Here is an 18,383-nt window from a genome sequence, read left to right as displayed (position 1 = left end):
TCACTCCCCGGCCCCGGCGTGCTGCAGCAGGAGGGTTGCCAGCGGCGGCAGCGTGAGGACCAGGGAAGCGTCCTGCCCGTGCGCCGGCACGGGCTCGGCCACCTGCGCGCCTTGATTGCCGACGTTGCCGCCGCCATAGCAGGCCGCATCGGTGTTGAGCCGCTCGTGCCAGCGGCCGGCGGAGGGGACGCCGATGCGGTAGCCGTGCCGCGGCACCGGGGTCATGTTGACGACAGCCAGCACCATGTCGCCGCTGCCGGGCGCGGGGCGGCGCAGCCAGGCGAAGACGCTGTTCTGGTGATCGTCGCCGACCACCCACTGGAATCCCGCAGGGGAATGGTCAAGTTCGTGCAGGGCGGGCAGTTCCCGGTACAGCGCGTTCAGGTCGCGCACCAGCGTGTGGACGCCCCGGTGCATCGGGTGCTCGAGCAGCGCCCAGTCGAGCTCGCCGTCGTGGTTCCATTCCTGCCATTGGGCGATCTCGCCGCCCATGAACAGCAGCTTCTTGCCCGGGTGTGCCCACATGAACCCGTAGTAGGCACGCAGGCCGGCAAAGCGCTGCCAGTCGTCGCCGGGACACTTGCCGATCATCGATCCCTTGCCATGCACGACCTCGTCGTGCGACAGCGGCAGCACGAATGCCTCCGACCAGGCATAGACCGTCCCGAACGTCATGTCCTGGTGGTGCCAGGCGCGATGGATCGGATCCAGCGACAGGTAGCGCAGCGTGTCGTGCATCCAGCCCATGTTCCACTTGAAGTCGAAGCCCAGCCCGCCGCTGGCGGCGCTGGCCGTGACGCCGGGCCAGGCGGTCGACTCCTCGGCAATGGTCAGGGCGCCGGGGCAGCGTTCATGCGCGACCGTATTGAGTTCGCGCAGGAAGGCGACGGCTTCCAGGTTTTCGCGTCCGCCGAAGCGGTTGGGGACCCACTGGCCGGCTGCACGGCTGTAGTCGCGATAGAGCATGGACGCCACCGCGTCCACGCGTAGCCCATCGACGTGGAAATGCTCGAGCCAGTGCAGCGCGCCAGCCAGCAGGAAGCCACGCACCTCATTGCGCCCGAGGTTGTAGATCAGGGTGTTCCAGTCCTGGTGGAAGCCTTCACGCGGATCCTGGTGTTCGTATAGCGCCGTGCCATCGAACTGTGCGAGCCCGTGCGGATCCGTCGGGAAATGCGCGGGTACCCAGTCCAGGATCACGCCGATGCCATCGCGGTGGCAGCTGTCGACGAAGGCCGCGAACGCCTGCGGCGGCCCCAGCCGCGCCGTGGGCGCGTAGAGCGACAGCGGCTGGTAGCCCCATGATCCGCCGAACGGGTGCTCGGTCACCGGCAGCAGTTCGATATGCGTGAAGCCGAGTTCGCGGACATAGGGAATGAGCCGTTCGGCCAGGGTTTCCCAGCCGCGCTCGGGGTCGTTGGCGGCGCGCAGCCAGGATCCCGCATGGACCTCATAGACGGAAAGCGGCGCGGCGTAGGGATCGACGGCATTGCGCAGGCGCATCCACTCATCGTCCTGCCAGGCGAAGGGCGGCGCCGATATTCCCGGCTCGGTCACGACCGAGGCGGTGGCCGGGGGCGGCTCCGTGGCCAGCGCGAGCGGGTCCGCCTTGTCGGGGAGTTCCCGGCCGTGCGGGTCCAGCAGGTCGAACTTGTAGCGGGAGCCTGGACGGGAGCCCATGTCGCCGGGGATGAACAGCTCCCAGATCCCGCTCGGGTGGCGCAGCCGCATCGGGTGCCGGGCTGGCTGCCAGCCATTGAAGTCACCGATCACCGATACGCGGCGCGCATTCGGAGCCCACACGGCAAAACGCACGCCATCGACGCCATCGATGCGCCGCCACTGCGCCCCAAGGCACGTTCCCAGCTCCAGGTGGCGCCCTTCGGCGATCAGGTGCAGGTCGAGGTCGCCAAGCAGCAGGCCGAAGGCATACGGGTCGTGGCTGAGCTGTTCGCTGCCATTGGGCCAGCGCACCAGCAACTGGTAGCCCGAGGTGCCGGCGGGCAGCCGTGCGCTGAACACGCCGCCATCGTGCAAGGACGTCATTTCCGCCAGAGGCGTGCCCCGTGAATCGGTCAGCGTCACGGATTGCGCGCCCGGCACGCATGCGCGCACGACCAGCGCGTCGCCGTCCGGATGCGGGCCAAGCACAGCGAAGGCATCGCGATGGCGGCCTTCGAGCAGCGCGCCCAGTTCGCCGTCGGAGATCGTGCTGGTGCGGCGCTCGGCGGGGCGGTTGTCGACACGGCTCATTGCGCCTCCAGGTTTCCGGCCTGCAGCTTGCGCACCATGCGCGCAAGTCCGCTGGCAGGCAAATCGATCCACGCCACGCGGTTGGCGGCTTCATACTCCACTTCATAGGCGGCGCGCTCCAACAGGAACAGGTCAAGCAGCGGCTGCAACTGCGCTGGCTGTACCCACGGCGCGCCGGAAGCCTCCATATGCTGGCTGTAGCAGCTCAGGAAGGCATCGCTCGCGGTGGTGCGGAATTGTTCCAGCAGGCCGCCGCGCCGCTCGGCCAGCGCGGGCGGCAGTTCGGCGTGCGTGCGCTCCTGGCGGTCGGTGCCGACCGTCGCCGCGGCGTAGTCGATCGAGCGCAGCAATCCCGCGACGTCGCGCAGGGGGGAGGTCTTGCGCCGGCGCCAGTCGAGCGGGAGCCCGGGCTCGCCTTCGAAGTCGACCAGGTAGATGTCGTTCTGGGCGATCAGCACCTGGCCCAGGTGGAAGTCGCCATGGATGCGGGTCTGCAGGCTTGCGGGCGCAGCCGCGGCAAGTCTGGCAACCAGCCCGGGCAAGGCCTCGCGCGCCTCCAGCAGGGTATCGATATCGGTCAGGAAACGCCTGCTCTCCGATTTCGATTCATCGCGCGGTTGCTTTTCGAGCAAACCAAGCGCACGCGTCAGGGCCGCCATGGCCTGCTCCGTCCACAGCTGCGCTTCCACGTCGGTGGCCGCGACCGGCGCGAACGCGGGGTCGTCCGCGGGCCGTGCCAGTACCGCGTGCAGTTCGGCCAGCCGGCGCCCGAGCGTGCCGGCCATGGTAGCGTAGCCGTTCATGGCTTCGGCGAACTCGTCTTCGCTTTCGTTGGCGGGCAGCGCATCGTCGATGACTCGGCCGAGGTAATCCAGGGTCCAGTCCCAGCCGTTGCCCTGGTTGAGGATATAGCCCTGCACCAGCATCAGCGTGTGCGCGATACCGTCACTGCCGGTGCGCGACACTTCCCCGAGCAGCGGTGGCGAGTGCGGGTAGCCCTGGGCCGTCAGGTAGCGCGTCATCTCGACTTCCGGGTGCATGCCGCCCGAAAGCCGCCGCACCAGCTTGAGCACGGCGGTGTTGTCGTAGGCGAGCGAGCTGTTAGACTGTTCGGCCGATATCCACTGGATCTCTTCCTGTTCCGGCTGCAGCGCCGCCAGCCCCGGCTCGGCGCGGAACCGGATCGTCTCCTGCGGGCCTTGCAGCTCGGCGCCGGCCCGCAACGCGCGGATCACCTCGCGCGCGAACGGCTCCAGCACGAAGCCGTCGGTGGCCAGGCCAATGCGGCTGCCCTGGCGCACGCGGGCCATCGACAGTCCATGCACGAGCTGTGACACGCCCTCGGGGCTCTCGCGGTCCCACAGCAGGCCGATCGGCAACTGGTAGCGCTCGGTGCGTCCGCCGGAAAGCCGGACTTCGACTTCGCCGAGATAGATTTCCTCGCCCGTGGGGGCCCGCGCAAACGGCACCAGGTACGCCAGCGATGCGTGCTGGATGCTTTCGTCCTTCGCGCCGAACCAGCGCCGGCGGCGGATATAGGGCGGCAGCACCTCCACATTGAGGATGTGCCGCGACGCCTCGGTCAGCTCGAGCCGCCCCTTATTCTGCAGCACCAGCGTGATCTGATCGGGCATTTGTTCCGGCGCGGTCACGTGCCACGCGGGCGGCTGCGCTTCTTCGCTGAGTACGAACCAGTAGAAGCCGTAGGGCGGCAGCGTGAGCAGATAGGTGAGGGTGCCGATGGCCGGGAACGGCGTGGCTCCCATCATCTCGACGGGCACGCGCCCGTTAAAACTGGCCAGGTCGAGTTCGACGGCTTGCGGCGCGCGCGACAGGTTGGCCACGCACAGGATGTGCTCGTCTTCATACTCGCGCAGGTAGGCCAGGATCTTGCGGTTGCCCGGGAACAGGAAGCGCAGCGTGCCGCGGCCGAAGGCGCGGTGCTTGCGCCGCAGCGCAAGCATGCGGCGCATCCAGTTGAGCAGCGAATGCGGATCTCGCGCCTGGGCTTCGACATTGACCGCCTCGTATCCATACAGCGGACCTTGCAGCGGCGGCAGCACCAGCCGTTCCGGGTCGGCGTGCGAGAAGCCGCCGTTGCGGTCGGGCGACCACTGCATGGGCGTGCGCACGCCGTCACGGTCGCCCAGGTGGATGTTGTCGCCCATGCCGATCTCGTCGCCGTAGTACATCACGGGCGTGCCGGGCATGGAAAACAGCAGGCTGTTCATCAGCTCGATGCGGCGCCGGTCGCGCTCCATCAGCGGGGCCAGCCTGCGCCGGATGCCAAGGTTGATGCGCGCGCGGCGGTCGGAGGCGTAGACCTCCCAAAGGTAGTCGCGTTCGTTGCTGGTCACCATTTCCAGCGTCAGTTCGTCGTGGTTGCGCAGGAAGATCGCCCACTGGCAGTCGGTGGGCAGCTCCGGCGTCTGGCGCATGATGTCGGTAATCGGGAAGCGGTCCTCGCGCGCGATGGCCATGTACATGCGCGGCATCAGCGGGAAGTGGAAGGCCATGTGGCATTCGTCGCCGCGGGCGCCCGTGGCGCTGCGGCCGAAGTATTGCTGCGCGTCCTCGGGCCACATATTGGCCTCGGCCAGCAGCACGCGCCCCTGGTAACGCGAGTCCAGGTGGGCGCGGATATGACGGATGACGGCGTGGGTCTCGGGCAGGTTCTCGTTGCTGGTGCCCTCGCGTTCCACCAGGTAGGGTACGGCGTCCAGGCGCAGCCCGTCCACGCCGATATCCAGCCAGAAGCGCATGACCGACAGGACCTCGTTCAGCACCTGCGGATTGTCGAAGTTCAGGTCCGGCTGGTGCGAATAGAAGCGGTGCCAGAAATACGCGCCCGCCACCGGGTCCCAGCTCCAGTTGGACTTCTCGGTATCGCAGAAGATGATGCGTGTGCCGGCGTAGCCCTGGTCGTGGTCGGCCCAGACGTAGTAGCGGCGCGCCGCGGAGCCTGGCTTGGCATTGCGCGCGCGCTGGAACCAGGGGTGCTGGTCCGAGGTGTGGTTGATGACGAGTTCGGTGATGACGCGAATGCCACGCGCATGCGCGGCCGCCACGAAGCGGCGGGCTTCGGCCAGGGTGCCGTAGTCGGGGTGCACGTTGCGGTAGTCGGCGATATCGTAGCCATCGTCGCGGCGCGGAGACGGGTAGAACGGCAGCAGCCAGACGGTGTCGACGCCAAGGTCGGCCAGGTAGTCCAGCTTGGCCAGCAGGCCGGCGAAGTCGCCTACGCCATCGTCGTTGGCGTCATAGAAGGACTTGATGTGGAGCTGGTAGATGACCGCGTCCTTGTACCAGAGCGGATCCGCGTTGAGCAGCAGGGCGTGGGCGGGTTCGGTCAGGCGTTTCATCCGTGTCTCCGTGCGATGTGTCGACGGTGCCATGCCGCGCTTTCATGCGCCGTGCGGATCCGGTGCCACGGCCGGCACGGCTTCGCGCCGCGCCGGCCGGCCGATCGGTGTCACGTGCCACAGCGCGAACGGCAGCCGCACCGGATCGAGCCGGATGCGCTGGCACTTGCCGTGCCACGCGAAACGGTGCTCGTCCATGAGGTCCTGCACCGCCACGCTGCCGTGGTCGGCCAGGCCCCATTCCCATAACGGGATTTCGACGCTGGCTTCCTGCGCGGCAAACGGGTCCATGCTGATGGCGGCCAGCAGCACGTCGTCGCCGAAGGTCGAGCCGATGCCGGGCACGAAGCGCGCGAAGTACAGCACCGCATCATTGCCGGCGGGGTATATGCGCAGCCCCAGATGGCTCTGCAGCGCCGGATGGCCGAGCCGGATCTGGTTCAGCCGCGTGATCTCGGCCACGATATTGCCGGGCGCGTGCCGGTTGCGCGCACGAAGCTGGTACTTCTCGGAATCCAGGTATTCCTCGCGCACCTTGCCGTCGAGCACGAGGGGGGCCGACTCGCACAGCTCGAAGCCGCTGTACATGCCCCACAGCCCCGACAGCAGCGTGGCTAGCGCCGCGCGGATCAGGAAGGCCGGGCGCCCGCCGCGATGCAGGAAGTACGGGTTGATGTCGGGGGTATTGACGAAGAAATGCGGGCGGAAGAATTCGCGCAGCGGGGTCTGCGTGAGCTCGGTCATGTACTCGGCCAGCTCGGCGCGCGTGTTGCGCCACGTGAAATAGGTGTAGGACTGGCTGAAGCCGAGCTTGGCCAGGCGCGCCATCATCTTCGGGCGTGTGAACGCTTCGGCCAGGAAGATGGTGTCAGGGTACCGCGCGCGCACGTCGGCAATCATCCATTCCCAGAACGGCAGCGGCTTGGTGTGCGGATTGTCCACGCGGAAGATGCGCACGCCGCGCTGGACCCAGAACATCACCACGTCGCGCAGCGCCTGCCACAAGGCCGCGGCAGCCGGCGCGGCCGCATAGAAGTCGACGTTGACGATGTCCTCGTATTTCTTCGGCGGGTTCTCGGCGTAGCGCAGCGAGCCGTCCGGGCGATGCGCGAACCATTCCGGGTGCTGCCTGAGCCAGGGGTGGTCCAGCGAACACTGGATCGCGAAGTCCAGCGCCAGCTCCAGCCCGGCCGCCGCCGCCGCAACGCGTAGCCGCTCGAAGTCCTCGAAGGTGCCGAGCTGGGCGTGCAGGGCGTCGTGGCCGCCGTCCTCGGCACCGATGGCGTACGGGCTGCCTGGATCGTCCGGCTGCGCGCGCAGGCTGTTGTTGCGGCCCTTGCGGTGAGTCTTGCCGATCGGGTGGATGGGCGTGAAGTACAGCACGTCGAAGCCCATGGCGCGAATGGCCGGCAGGCGCGCGATCACGTCATCGAAGGTGCCATGGCGGTTCTCGTCCTCGCTCGCCGAGCGCGGAAACATTTCGTACCAGCTGGCAAAGCGGCTGGCCAGCCGTTCCGCTTCCACGGGCATCGGCAGCGGATGCCGGCTCGCGAACGGGCGCCCTGCGGGCGTCTGCATGGCCGCCTGCATGCCTGCCGCGGTACGCGGTGACAGCAGGATCTCGAGCCGTGCGGCGTCATCGCCGGCGCTGGCCGTCAGTTCGTCAACCAGCGCTGCCAGCTCGCTGTCCGGCGGCGGCCCGTCGCCTTGCGCGGGCATCAGCGCATCGGCCACGAGGCGGGCGCCTTCCTCGATCTCCAGCGTGATATCGACGCCTGCCGCGCGCTTCTTGCCGACCTCGTCCAGCCAGCTCGCGAACGCATCGCGCCAGGCCTCCACGGTGAACGTGTGACGACCCAGGGCGACCAGCGGAAAACTGCCATACCAGCGGTCATTGACCAGGTGGCGCATCGGCGCTTCCTGCCACGTTTCCTGACCCGGCGCGCGCCACAGGACAGCCGCCGCGAGCTTGTCGTGGCCATCCATCCAGATATCGGCACTGACTTCGACGCGCTCGCCGACCACGCGGCGCACCGGGAAGCGCCCGCCATCGCAGGCGGGCTCCACCGCTTCGATCGCTATACGCGGCGCCTCGAGCGCGGCCACTACACTGCCAAGGCCGCTTGCGCTGACCGCGTCGCCGGCCTGCGGCAAGCGCGCGGCAGGGCCGGCGGGCGCCGGGACGGCGCGATAGACGCGGATATCGGCCGGCGCCAGCGTGATGTCGGCCAACGCATCGAGCGCGGCGCCGAAGTCCAGGTTGCCCCCCGGGCCGCCATCGGACAGCTCCAGCCGGGCCGCTGGGCGCGGCAGCGCCGCGAGCACGCGGTCGAGCCCGAGCGTGCCAGGTTCCTGTGTGTCCGGATTGACCACGATGGTCAGCGCGGATTCCGGCGGGGCATCGCTGCCGCCACCACCGACGACGGGCGCCTGCAGGCGGGCCAGCACGGTCAGCGCGGCATCGGGACCGCTCAGCAGCCTGACCGATACCGCTGGCGCGAGCGGGCGCGTGGCTAGCCACGCGTTGGCCTGCAGCACTTCATGGGTGATGTCGTATGGCGCGCCGTCGCGGGCGCCGCCATCGTCGGCCAATGGATCGCGGGCTTGCGTGCCACCGGTCTCGAAGCCCGCGGGCACCAGCACGCCGTCGCCGATTGCGGCGGCCGTCCATAGCGCACGCCGCGCCGACAAGGCATCCTGGCTTGCGGGCGATTGCGATGGCGCCGCCAGCACGCGCCCGAACGGCCGCAGCCGTGCGATCTCCTCGGTCAGCCATGCGCTGCGGAAGTCCCACCACGGCAGCGAGCAAAAGGCGCCGTCGAATTGCCCGGGGATCAGGTCGTCAAGCTGGGCCGGCGTCAGGCCCGGCGTCCAGGCCAGGAACAGGGGCCGGGTCTTCAGCGGGCCGGCAGCATCGGCGCGCAGCGTCGCAGTCAGCGTGGCCCAGTGACGGCCCGGCACCCGTGCCGGCGCCCGCAGGCAGAAGCCGGACACGCCGGCGGCCAGCGCCGCGCGCAGCTGCGTGGCCCACCAGTCCACCAGGCCGGCGGCGACGGCAGGTGTATGCCAGCGCAGCCGCAGGCCGGGCAGGTGGTTGTCCGTATCGTGTGGCGAAAAGCGTGTCGCGTCGTGGTCGATCCATGCCGGGTCGATGGTGGCGCCGTTCTCCGGATAGCGATCGAGCGAGAGGTCCAGCAGAGGCGCAAGGCCATGCCGCGCGCAGTCCGCGCTGACGGCCGCCAATGACGATAGCGGGTCGCCGCGGTCCGGTACGATGACCGGCCAGCCGGACAGCAGGACATGGTCGAAGCCGAGCGCGGCAATGCGTCGCAGCGTGTCGTGTTGTCCGTCGGCCAGATCGGAGGTTCGGTCAATGTTGAGTAGGCAGATCCGCACGTAGTGTGTTCCCTTGGCCGGTTGTACCCCGGCGGGCAGGCCGGCCTGCGGCTGCGCAACAGGGCGGCATCCCCCGTACCCCAGCGGGACGAAATTGAACAGCGTCATGCGAAGCGCGTGCCAGGCGTGCCGGCCACTTGCGCAAGCGCCGGATAGGGCGCGTGAGGTCGGTGCTGTGCCATCCGCGGCAGCTGTCCGCCCGTGTAAAAACTGCAGCACACCCGATGCCTATTGCAAAACTTGACCGGTTCGCGTCGCGGCACCGGTCGCCATGAACATGCGCGGCATGCGCAAGGCGGATAAGGCCTGGCATAACGCGGCACGGGCAGGTAGTGCGGTGAGTAGTACGGGAAGTCGATGAGGAGGGCGTCGCCCTCTGTCGCAGCGACGCCAGGCAATTACTGCTTCGGCAGCGGATCAGGCGAATCGCCCTTCGGTCCGCTTGGCGCTTCGGCGGTCGGTGCCGGCGGCGCGCCTTGTTCACGTGGCTTCTTGTAGCGGGCGGTCGTGCCCTCTTGCGAGTGTTTGCTGGATTTCCTGGGCTTTTGCATGTGCTGGTCCGTTGCCATGCCGGGGCTCATGCCACCGTATGGCCTCGCGCGGTAGCGCGCCGCATGTGCCCGCTGCCGGGCAATCCGGCAAGCGTGAGGGGCTGCAAGAATGCAGGTTGGCGATGGTAGGTTGCCGGGCATGATCAGCGGCGCGGCAAGCGGCTGACCGCCGTGCCGTTGAGCTTGCCGGTACTGTCGGCGGCGGCGAACGTGCCCCGGTCGTTCGGCTTGGTTTTGATTGCGGAGCCGGTAGCTTGCGGCCGCCGGTGCGTTGCGCGCACGAATGTCAGCGCGCCCGTGCGCTCCAGCACCACGCGGCTGATCCCATCGAGCGTTTCGGCCTGCAGCGACGCGCGCAGGCTGGCTTTCAGGTCCTCCTGGCTGAGCATGGCTTTGGCGACGCGCGTATCGTCGATCCCTCCGTCCTTCAGCAGGTCGATCGCCCGGCCGCTCGTGAAGCGGTCGAACAGCGCAAAGCGGGACGACAACCAGGCAACGCCGCGGTGCATGAGCACCAGTACGAAGGCTGCCGCCAAGGCCGCCGGGAAGGACGTGGCCCCGACAATGGCGCGAGACAGCACCGCGCCAAGCAGCAGCACCACGCAGAGGTCGAACGCGGTCTTCTGCGCAAACGAGCGGCGTCCCGCCACGCGCAGCAGCAGCCAGGTCGCCAGGAACACGATCGCGGCGCGCATCGCGCCCTGCCACCACGTCAGCTGGTCGCCGTCGCCGATCAGGTCATGCAGGAGGCCGCTCAGTGAGTCCATGGCGCATCGCGGATGTTGCCGATGCCGGACACGGCGGCAGGTTTCATGCCAACCCCGCAGGTGCAGGCCGGGTTGTCCGCAGCCAGCGAAAGTCCCGGGGGCAGAAGAATGTACATGCACGGGCGCGGCGGATCATGTAATTCCTGCCGGCATCGTCCTGCCGCCGTCCTGCGGCCATCGCGCCCAGGCTGCAGGGCGTGGCCGAGCAAGCAATGTGGCGCTCATCTTGCGTGGGGTTGTGGGCCGTGACCTCGTCGTGCCCTCCGGAGACAGACATGGACAGAAACCGCCGAGCTGCAGCACCGGATGCGCCGTGGCGCGAACCGCCGCTGGCGGATGCCGACATGCGCAGCCACTACGTGGGCGCCTATGGCGTATTCGATTACGACCAGCCTGTCGATCCCGAGGAGTCAGCAAGCCCGGACGACGAAGGCGGACGCTGGCTGCGCGAACCTGGACAATTGCCGCACGACTACGACGTCCCGGACGCCTACCAGCAATTCACGGGCTTCAACGAGCGCGTGTCGCGCAGCGGACAAGGCGTTGCGCCGCGGTATCGGCCGGTGGGGCCGCGCGGCTATCAACGCAGCGACGCGCGGATACTTGAGGACATCTGCGACCGCCTCACCCGCAGCGGCCGCCTCGATGTGCGGGACGTGGAGGTCAGCGTGGACGGCGGTGTGGTCACGCTGGAAGGCAGCGTGCCGGACCGGCTGCAGAAATATCGCGTGGAGGATATCGTCGATGACGTCTTTGGCGTGCGCGATCTGCTGAACCGGCTGCGCGTGAGTCGTGGCGGGCCAGGACGACAAGGTTCGTCACGCTGACCGGACGTTTTATCGGCGGGGCGGCGGCCTTGCGCGCGCGGCGCAAGACGCCATCCGTTTCAATTGGCCCGTTGCCTAGCCGGCAATGGCACTGAGGTCCGGTCCAGCGTAGCTGCTGCGCGTGCGGATGCTTCCGTCGCGCGCGTAGACCACCAGTTCCACCTTCTTGCGTCGTGCCAGGCCAATGGCGGCATGGATCGCCGCAGCCTGCGTGGCGTGGTGGGATTCCGCGTAGCGCGCGCCTTCGTAAATGACATCCCAGCCATGGTCATACGGTACGACGTGTAGGTCACTGCCCATCTGTGTCTCCTGAGGTGCCGATGCTTGACTCGGCCAATCCATTTTCGCGCGATTCTCGTCGGTGTCTATCGGTCACCCTCTGACACGGCAGGCGCCGCAAAGGCGACTTTCCGGCGAAAATTTCTGGTCATTTAGGCTTGCTCTTCTAAGCTGGACAAGGATCGCCTGCAAAGGAGGAAGCCATGCGTGCAAGGTTTGCGCGGGGACTGACACAGTCTCCGGTGATCGTGGAGGCCCGCGCTTTCGATGGCGATGTCGACTGGATGCCCCAGCTCGGGGACCTGGTGACGGTCTACAGTCAGGACCAGGACACCGCTTTCGATGTCCGCCTCTGTGAAGTCGTAGCGCCCGGACGGTGGCGCGGCGTGGTCTATGCCATCAGCCGTGGCCAGGAAGTACTGGTCACCGCCGAAGGCCTTGAGATCGACGATGTGGTGGAAGTCATTCGCGAGGAAATCGCCGCGGTGATTCCGTGCGGTCACCCCCACTGAAATTGCAGACGCGCCCGGCGGCTTCCCGGCGGGCGCGCCCCCTGGCGCCGCGAGAGGGCCGTCAGGACTGATCTGGCTGGCGTGGCACGCCCAGCCACATCGACAGGCCGCTGGCCAGCAGCAAGGCGGCCAGCAGGTACAGTGCATTGTCGAGACTTCCCGTCTGCACCTTGATCTGCCCGATCACCCACGGGCTGACAATGCCGCTGGTGATGCCCACGCTGCTGATGAACGCAATGCCGGCGGCTGCGCCGCTGGCGGGCAGATGGCTCGGCGGCAGCGACCAGAATACCGGCAGCGCGGCAAAGATCAGTACCGCGGCGGCGGACAGGATGGCGAGCATCGCGGCCAGGCTATGCAGGTGCAAGGTGAGCGCGGCCAGCGCCAGGGCACCGCCGGCGGTGCACAGCAGGAAATGCCGGTGGCGCTCGCCGCTGCGATCGGAATGCCGCGCGATCAGGATCAGGCCGACTGCGCCGACCGCATTGGGCACGACCGAGTAGAGACTGATCGAGACGACATCGGTGATGCCGAAGTCGCGGATCATCAGCGGCATCCAGAAGCTCAGCGCGAGCGAGCCACAGGTCAGCGAGAAGTAGATGAAGGCGAACAGGTAGACGCGCGGGTTGCGCAGCACCTGCAGCAGCGCTTGCAGGGAGTGCGGCTTGACGCCGTGTTCTTCCATGCGCGCTCGCGTGAGGAATGCCTTCTCGCCGTCGGTGAGCCAGCTTGCCTGGCGCGGTTCATCGACCAGGAAGAACGCCGCGATCACGCCCAGCAAGATGGCCGGCGCCCCTTCGATCGCGAACATCCATTTCCAGCCCTGCATGCCGAGCACGCCGGCCATGTCGCGCATGATCCAGCCCGACACCAGCCCGCCCAGCACGCCGGCAACGGCGACGCCGGCAAAGAAGATGGCCATCACCGCGGCACGGCGTTTCGCCGGGAACCAGTAGGTCAGGTAGAGCACGATGCCGGGAAAGAATCCTGCCTCGAACACGCCAAGCAGGAAGCGCAGCATATAGAACTGCTCCGGCGACGACACCGCCATCATGCCGACCGAGGCGGCGCCCCACAGCAGCATGATGCGCGTGAACGTGCGGCGCGCGCCGAAGCGTGCCAGCAGCATGTTGCTGGGCACCTCGCACAGCACGTAGCCGACATAGAACACGGCGGCGCCCAGTCCGTACATGGCGTCGCTGAATCCCAGGTCCTGCTTCATCTGCAACTGCGCGAAACCGATGTTGATGCGGTCCAGGAACGAGACCACGTAGCACACGAACAGGAACGGGATCAGGCGCAGCCAGATCTTGCGATACAGCGCGTTTTCTTCGTGCGCGGCGTAGGCGGGGGCCGCAATCGCCCCTGAGGCCAGATTGCTCATTGCTTTGTCTCCGGTGTGAGCGCCGCCCGCGCCGGCCTTTGACAGGTCTTCGCTACGGGTCGGGCGGGATGGGGTGGGGCACGCGTGCGCGTGCCCGCAGGGTCAGTTCGCGGCGGCGGTGTCGGCAGCGATACCTTCGCGTGCGGCGTGCAAGGCGGCGAGCAGTACTTCGTGGTCGCCGATGTGGTTGGCGAGCAGCAGGATGAGCCGGGCGTTGACGGCCTGGCTCTGCGCATCGTCCAGGTCGCGGTGCATGTCGATCAGCGCTTCGTAGAAGTCGTCAGGGCGGGCCAGGTTGGGTTGGGTATTGAGGGTGTGAGCCTGGGCTTGGCTGGGCATGGCGTTGTCTCCGGATTCTGTAGGGGGCGGCCTGTCGTTTGCCAGGCCTTATGCCGCCATGGCGGCCGCGTGCCGCGCGTTGCCGGCGGGCAGGTGCGCGCCGGTCGCGCGCGCCAGCGCTGCGCCGATGCCTTGCGCATCGATGCGGCGCCAGCGTGCGCAGACATGCTGGTCCGGCCGGATCAGGTAGAAGGTGCCCGGTGCCGCGCTGTAGCGTTGCGCCGCAAGTCCCTGGTCGTCGCGCAAGACAGCGGGGCCGGACGCGGGCTGTGCCGGCGTGGCGATGAACACGAGGCGAATCGGCAGGCGCGCCTGCTGCAGTTGTGCGAGCGCAAGCTGGCTCTCGCTGTCGAGGCTGTCGGGCGTGCCGAACACCAGCCCCGTGAATTCGCCGCCGAGATGCTGGAGCAGCCAGCCCGCGCCATGCGCGTCCGAGACCGGGGCGTCGACGCAAGGCGCACCCGGCACCATGGTGCCACCGAGGCCGTCGGCGTCGGGCGTATTGAGGGGCGAGCCGTGCAGCACCGCTGGCACCGACAGGCGCCCGCTGTTGACCAGGGCCCGCGCAAAGGCGTGCCGGCGGGACAGGTTCAGCACGGCATCGCGGAACAGGCGGCTGACCGCGCTCTTGGGCGTGATGAAGTCAGTCGCGCGGGTGGAGTTAAGGATGTTCTCGTCTGCGGCGTACTCGCGTTCGCTGGCATAGGTATCGAGCAGACTGTCGGCCGCTCGGCCCTGCAGCACGTAGGCGAGCTTCCAGGCCAGGTTCTCGGCATCCTGCACGCCACTGTTGGCGCCACGTGCGCCAAACGGCGAAACACGGTGCGCGGCGTCGCCGGCGAACAGCACGTTGCCGTGCCGGAAACTGTCCATGCGTTCGCACGAGAAGGTATAGACGCTGACCCACTCCAGCGTGAACTTCGCATCCGGGCCCAGCAGCGCCTGCACGCGCGGGATCACGTGTTCGGGCGCCTTCTCCAGGACAGGATCGGCATCCCAGCCGAGCTGGAAATCGATGCGCCAGACATTGTCGGGCTGGCGATGCAGCAGTACCGACTGGTTCGGGTGGAAGGGCGGGTCGAACCAGAACCAGCGTTCGGCGGGGAACGCCGCTTCCATCTTCACGTCGGCGATCAGGAAGCGGTCCTTGAAGGTCCGGCCCTTGCTGTCCAGGCCCAGGAGCTTGCGCACCGGGCTGTGCGAGCCGTCGGCCGCCACCACGTAGCGGGCGGCCAGCGTGTAATGGCCGTCCGGCGTCTCGATGGTCAGGGCGATGTTCTCGTCGGCCGTGCCGGCCTGGCGCTGTTCGAGCCCCACCACCTTGTTGCGCCAGCGGATCTCGATATTGGGCAACTCCTGCGCACGCTCGAGCAGGTAGCCTTCCACGTAATACTGCTGCAGGTTGATGAAGGCCGGGCGGTGGTGGCCGGCCTCGGGCAGCAGGTCAAAGCTGTAGACCTGCTGGTCGCGCAGGAATACGCGGCCCACGTTCCAGCTCACGCCGGTATCGACCATGCGCTGCCCGCAGCCCAGGCGATCAAAGATGTCCAGTGTCCGCTTCGCGAAGCAGATGGCGCGCGATCCTGTGGACAGCGTGCAATCGTCGTCGACCAGCACCACGCGCACGCCGCGCTGGGCCAGGTCGATTGCGGTGGCCAGGCCGATCGGCCCGGCACCCACCACGACAACGGGATGGACCGTGCCGCCCGCTTGCCCGCCGCGCTGTTCCGCGCAGGGCTGGTACTCGAATGACAGGCGCTGGTAATCGATGGTCATGCCTTTGTCTCCGTCCACTCTCGTTCAGTCTTTTGTTGCGTCTTACGTGCGCGCGTCAGTTCTGCAGCGCGGCCCACATGTCCTTGTCGCGCTGGGCAGTCCAGATGCGCGGATGGGCGATGCCGCTCGCTTCGTCGTAGGCGCGCGAGACATCGAACGGCAGGCAGTGTTCGTAGATGAAGACCTGGCCGAATTTGGGGTCCATCGCGCGGCGCGTGTGGGCCATCGCGGCTTTCAGGTCGAGCTTGTCGGCCACGGCTTCCTTGCCGGCCTGGAACAGCGTGGTGACGAAATCCTTGGTGTAGGCGATGCCCTTGCCGACCTCTTCAGGCGTAGTCAGCGCCGGACCGCGGCCGGGAACGAGCTTTTCAGGCTGCAGCGCGGCCAGCGCATCGAGCGTCGCGGGCCACTCGGCAAGCTGCGCGTCGCCGCAGTAGCAGGCCGCGTCATATTCGACCAGGTCGCCCGAGAACAGCACCTTCTGCGACGGCAGCCAGACCACGGTGTCGCCCTTGGTATGGCCCGAACCCAGGTGGGCAATGCGGACTTCCAGTTTGCCCAGGAACAGCGTGATTTCCTTCTCGAACACCAGCGTCGGCCAGGTCAGGCCCGGCACGGTCTCGACGCCGGCGAACAGGCGCGGGAAGCGTTCGATTTCCGACTTCATGTCGGCCTCGCCGCGCTCGACGATCATTTCGTAGGTGCCGCGGCTGGCGATGATCTGCTGCGCGCCTTCGGCAAAGTACGCCGAAGCGCCCAGCACGCGCACCGCGTGGTAGTGCGACAGCACCACGTACTTGATCGGCTTGTCGGTGATCGAGCGGATCCTGGCGATCAGGTCCTGCGCCATGGCCGGCGTGGCGGTCGTGTCGATGATCATCACGCCATCGTCGCCAATGATCACGCCGGAGTTGGGGTCGCCTTCGGCCGTGTAGGCATAGGCGTTCTCGGACAACTGGGTGAAGGTGATCTGCTTGGCTTCCAGGTCGGCCTGGGATGCGAATGCCTTGCTCATGTGTCTGTCCTCTTCTTGGGGGCGGGCGGGACAGCGGCACGTGTATGGCTGGCGCGGCATTGCGCGGCTGTCTCGCCCCGTTCGTTGAATTTGATCTGGTCGCAGCACGTAGGGCGCGCTGCGCGACGGGTACTGTCATCTTAGGAAACCAATGGAAATTAATCAATGGCTAATGCATTAGTCTATGGTTAATTCTTAGATCGAAGACAAAAATCAAAGGGTAAACACCGATCGGCCAGGCGGGTCCCGGTGACGTTCGATTAATATCTGGGCTTTCCGGAGAGGACGATGGCGACAGCGGGGCGCAAGACGGCGCAGGCGGAGAGCGAGGAGAAGGTGCAGCGCGGCATCCAGAGCGTGGAAGTCGCCGGCCGCTTCCTTGGCGCGCTCGCGGCCGCGCGTGCGCCAATGACGCTGGCCGAACTGGCGGACGCGGCACAACTGGCAGCCGCGCAGGCCCATGCTTACCTGGTCAGCCTGACAAGGCTCGGGCTGATCAAGCGCGACCACCTGTCCGGGCGCTACGAACCAGGCCCGCTGTCGCTGCAGCTTGGCATGATGCACCTGGACTCAGACCCGGCCTACCGGGCCGCGGTGCCGCGCGTCGACGAACTGGCCGAGACCACGGGCTTCAGCGTGGCTATCAGCATTGCCGGCCCGCAGGGGCCGGCCATCGTGCGCTATGTGCCGGCCGCGGCGCCACTGCATGTGAACCTGCACGTGGGCACCGTGATGGCGCTGGCGGCGACGGCAACGGGGCGCGTCTATTGCGCGTTCCAGCCGCGCGCCGGCTGGGAAGCGATCTGGCGGCAGCAGCAGCCGCATGCCGGCGCTGCGGACCGCGCAGCGTTCGACGCCGCGCTCGAAGCCATTCGCGCGCGCGGCATGGAGCGCAGCATCGACGCGCCGAGCCCGGCCATCAGCAGCCTGAGCGTGCCCGTGCTCGATGCGGACGGCGCGTTGCGCCTGGTGCTGACCGTGGTGGGCTCCACCGGCACCATCGACGTGGACTGGCAGGGACCGGTGGCCCTGGCCCTGCAAGCCACCGCACGCGCCATCGGCGCGAACCTTGCACCGGCAAGATGACACAAGCGGCCCCGAACGACGACCGGAGCGCCGACGGCGGCAAGCCCCAGCGCGGCATCCAGTCGCTGGACAGTACTGGACAGCTGCTGGGGGCGCTGGTAGCGGCAGGCCGGCCGCTGCCGCTGCGCGACCTGGCGCAGGCGGCCGGCATGGCGCCGGCCAAGGCGTTTCCCCACCTGGTAAGCCTGCAGAAGACCGGCCTGCTCGCGCGCGATGCCGCGGGCAATTTCCTGTGCGGTCCGCTGAGCCTGGAACTGGGGCTGATTGCCCTGCAGCGTTTGTCGCCCACGCGCGAGGCCGAGCCGGAGATCATCGAGCTCGCGGGCGCTACGGGCCTGAGCGTGGCCATGGCGGTGCTCGGGCCGCTGGGGCCGACCGTGGTGCGGCTGGAGGAATCGGCGCGCCCGCAGCATGTGAGCCTGCGGGTCGGCACGGTGCTTTCGCTCGTCAATACCGCGATCGGCCGCACCATGGCGGCGTACCTGCCGGAAAACGTGCTGGCCGGCCTGCTCGCGCGCGACGACTTGCGCATGGCTGGCGCTGCACGCACCGAAGTGCTCGGCGACGACGGGAAGCTTGCGCCGGACTATGCCAGCCGGCTGGCGCGTGTGCGCCGCGAGCAGGTCGACAACGCGCTGAGCCGGCCGGTGCCCGGCATCGATACGCTCGCAGCCCCCGTGTTCGATCACACGGGCAGCCTGGCGCTGGTGGTGGCGGTGATGGGATCGACCGGTAGTTTCGACAGCGGCACGCAGGGGGCCACCGCCGAACTGGTACGCCAGGCGGCGCACCGGCTTTCGTGGCGATTCGGCGCCATGCAGGTATCCGCTTGAGCG

14 protein-coding genes are annotated in these 18,383 nt (G+C 67.8%); 4 read left to right on the top strand and 10 right to left on the bottom strand.

Annotated elements, in window-relative coordinates:
• From glgB to AC3FNH_RS22750, 5 genes are all read right to left on the bottom strand, one after another.
• Window positions 1–2,253, bottom strand: a complete 2,253-nt coding sequence (glgB, locus tag AC3FNH_RS22770) for a 1,4-alpha-glucan branching protein GlgB (protein ID WP_488721651.1) — start codon at window positions 2,251–2,253, stop codon at window positions 1–3.
• Complete coding sequence (gene treS, locus AC3FNH_RS22765; RefSeq protein WP_488721650.1) at window positions 2,250–5,615, bottom strand: maltose alpha-D-glucosyltransferase; 3,366 nt, start codon at window positions 5,613–5,615, stop codon at window positions 2,250–2,252. The genes glgB and treS overlap by 4 nt, the downstream gene beginning before the upstream one ends.
• Before the next feature lie 42 nt (window positions 5,616–5,657).
• Window positions 5,658–9,119 carry an alpha-1,4-glucan--maltose-1-phosphate maltosyltransferase gene (locus AC3FNH_RS22760; RefSeq protein ID WP_488721649.1) on the bottom strand — a complete coding sequence of 1,154 codons (3,462 nt, stop codon included), beginning with the start codon at window positions 9,117–9,119 and terminating at the stop codon, window positions 5,658–5,660.
• A gap of 290 nt (window positions 9,120–9,409) precedes the next feature.
• Window positions 9,410–9,580, bottom strand: a complete 171-nt coding sequence (locus AC3FNH_RS22755; protein WP_488721648.1) for a hypothetical protein — start codon at window positions 9,578–9,580, stop codon at window positions 9,410–9,412.
• Window positions 9,581–9,705: 125 nt separating this feature from the next.
• Window positions 9,706–10,329, bottom strand: coding sequence for a DUF421 domain-containing protein (locus AC3FNH_RS22750; protein ID WP_488721647.1), 624 nt, complete (start codon window positions 10,327–10,329; stop codon window positions 9,706–9,708).
• A gap of 275 nt (window positions 10,330–10,604) precedes the next feature.
• On the opposite strand from AC3FNH_RS22750, the gene AC3FNH_RS22745 reads away from it, so the two are divergent.
• Entirely contained in the window at window positions 10,605–11,156 is a 552-nt protein-coding gene (locus tag AC3FNH_RS22745; protein WP_488721646.1) for a BON domain-containing protein, read from the top strand.
• Between the two features lie 75 nt (window positions 11,157–11,231).
• On the opposite strand, the gene AC3FNH_RS22740 is transcribed toward AC3FNH_RS22745, so the two are convergent.
• Entirely contained in the window at window positions 11,232–11,456 is a 225-nt protein-coding gene (locus AC3FNH_RS22740) for a DUF2188 domain-containing protein (RefSeq protein WP_276101577.1), read from the bottom strand.
• A gap of 182 nt (window positions 11,457–11,638) precedes the next feature.
• On the opposite strand from AC3FNH_RS22740, the gene AC3FNH_RS22735 reads away from it, so the two are divergent.
• Complete coding sequence (locus AC3FNH_RS22735) at window positions 11,639–11,947, top strand: hypothetical protein (protein ID WP_276101576.1); 309 nt, start codon at window positions 11,639–11,641, stop codon at window positions 11,945–11,947.
• Window positions 11,948–12,008: 61 nt separating this feature from the next.
• On the opposite strand, the gene AC3FNH_RS22730 is transcribed toward AC3FNH_RS22735, so the two are convergent.
• From AC3FNH_RS22730 to AC3FNH_RS22715, 4 genes are all read right to left on the bottom strand, one after another.
• Window positions 12,009–13,331: an MFS transporter gene (locus tag AC3FNH_RS22730; protein ID WP_276101575.1), complete on the bottom strand. Its 1,323-nt coding sequence runs from the start codon at window positions 13,329–13,331 to the stop codon at window positions 12,009–12,011.
• 102 nt (window positions 13,332–13,433) lie between these two features.
• The gene (locus tag AC3FNH_RS22725) at window positions 13,434–13,670 is read right to left on the bottom strand and encodes a DUF2783 domain-containing protein (RefSeq protein WP_276101574.1); all 237 of its coding nucleotides are present in this window, start codon (window positions 13,668–13,670) and stop codon (window positions 13,434–13,436) included.
• Between the two features lie 48 nt (window positions 13,671–13,718).
• Entirely contained in the window at window positions 13,719–15,446 is a 1,728-nt protein-coding gene (locus tag AC3FNH_RS22720; protein ID WP_488721645.1) for an FAD-dependent oxidoreductase, read from the bottom strand.
• 55 nt (window positions 15,447–15,501) lie between these two features.
• Entirely contained in the window at window positions 15,502–16,461 is a 960-nt protein-coding gene (locus AC3FNH_RS22715) for an MBL fold metallo-hydrolase (protein WP_488721644.1), read from the bottom strand.
• Between the two features lie 288 nt (window positions 16,462–16,749).
• Between AC3FNH_RS22715 and AC3FNH_RS22710 the strand changes: the two genes are divergently transcribed.
• Both AC3FNH_RS22710 and AC3FNH_RS22705 read left to right on the top strand, forming a co-directional pair.
• Complete coding sequence (locus AC3FNH_RS22710; RefSeq protein ID WP_488721643.1) at window positions 16,750–17,547, top strand: IclR family transcriptional regulator; 798 nt, start codon at window positions 16,750–16,752, stop codon at window positions 17,545–17,547.
• On the top strand, window positions 17,544–18,380 hold the full coding sequence (locus AC3FNH_RS22705) for an IclR family transcriptional regulator (protein WP_488721642.1): 837 nt from the start codon (window positions 17,544–17,546) through the stop codon (window positions 18,378–18,380). Before AC3FNH_RS22710 ends, AC3FNH_RS22705 begins: the two co-directional genes overlap by 4 nt.
• The last annotated feature ends 3 nt before the right edge of the window (window positions 18,381–18,383 follow it).

This window comes from Cupriavidus sp. 22TCCZM01-5, from assembly GCF_057798915.1.
This window is presented reverse-complemented; position numbering and strand designations above follow the sequence as displayed.